Raw genomic sequence first — 1,053 nt, 5'->3', positions numbered from 1 at the left:
ACGACCACCACGACTGCTTCGGCTGCGACGGCTTCGGCGGTCGCTCGGAACACGGGCACCCACAGCGGCGGCGTCACGGGCAAGACCACGATCGATGACACGGTCGTGTCGAAGGTCGCCGGGATCGCTGCGCGTGAGGTGAACGGGGTGCACTCCCTCGGTAACGGTGCGGCGCGTGCGATCGGTGCGATCCGTGACGCGATCGGGCAGCGTGACTTCGGTCAGGGCGTCAAGGTCGAGGTCGGCGAGAAGCAGGTCGCCGCGGACATCGTGATCGTCGCGGAGTACCCCGTCGCCCTGCAGCAGGTCGCTGACGGTGTCCGCGCCGGTGTTGCTCGTGCGCTGGAGCAGATCGTGGGTATGGAGGTCGCCGAGGTGAACGTGACCGTGCAGGACGTGTTCATCCCGGGTGACGACGACGACAAGGACGACGAGAAGAAGGAAGCGCGAGTCGCATGAGCAACACACTGATCGGAGCCCTCATCGGGGCGATCCTCGCCGTCGTGGCGTTGCAGTTCGGGTTCTGGGGCTTCGTGCTCGTGGTCGTGTTCGGTGCCGTCGGGGCTCTCGTGGCCGCGCTGGTCACCGGCCGCATCGACCGGGGTGCCCTCGCCGACGTGCTGACCGGACGCCGGAGCTCCCGGTGAACGCCGGCCCGGACGTCCCGGGCCGTGTCGAGATCACCGCTCGCGCACTGACCTCGCTGGCGCGGGCCGTCGCAGCCGAACGGCTCGGCGCCCCCGCCAAGCGGGTGCGCGTCGGTCTCGGCGACACCTCCGGCGCGCTCGCGCTCGACATCACCGGCCCCATCGCCGCGGGCGACGACATCGTCACCCGCACCGCCCGGGTCGCGGACGAGGTCAAGGGCCGTGTCGGGGAACTCACCGGCCGCCGCGTCGGTCGTGCCCACATCGAACTCACCGGGATCGTGCGCGAGCACCAGTCCCGGATCGCTTAGGAGGCCATCATGAGCAACGGTTCCGTCGAACGACGCATCCGTCGCCGGAGCGTGCACCGCTCCCGCTCGACCGCCGTGGCGGTGTCGCTCGTGGT

3 protein-coding genes are annotated in these 1,053 nt (G+C 70.2%); all 3 read left to right on the top strand.

Going from position 1 to position 1,053, the window contains the following annotated elements; genetic code table 11:
* Positions 1-459 (top strand): Asp23/Gls24 family envelope stress response protein (locus BIV01_RS13835; RefSeq protein WP_302847431.1); only part of this gene is annotated, 459 nt, incomplete at its 5' end.
* Positions 456-647 (top strand): DUF2273 domain-containing protein, encoded by a 192-nt coding sequence (locus tag BIV01_RS13830; RefSeq protein ID WP_070418041.1) that lies wholly within the window; start codon positions 456-458, stop codon positions 645-647. The genes BIV01_RS13835 and BIV01_RS13830, both read left to right, overlap by 4 nt.
* Positions 644-958 carry a hypothetical protein gene (locus BIV01_RS13825; RefSeq protein WP_071303215.1) on the top strand — a complete coding sequence of 105 codons (315 nt, stop codon included), beginning with the start codon at positions 644-646 and terminating at the stop codon, positions 956-958. Before BIV01_RS13830 ends, BIV01_RS13825 begins: the two co-directional genes overlap by 4 nt.
* Positions 959-1,053: the final 95 nt, after the last annotated feature.

Origin of the sequence: Curtobacterium sp. MCBA15_013 (assembly GCF_001865095.1) — a bacterium.
Taxonomy (GTDB): domain Bacteria; phylum Actinomycetota; class Actinomycetes; order Actinomycetales; family Microbacteriaceae; genus Curtobacterium.
This window is presented reverse-complemented; position numbering and strand designations above follow the sequence as displayed.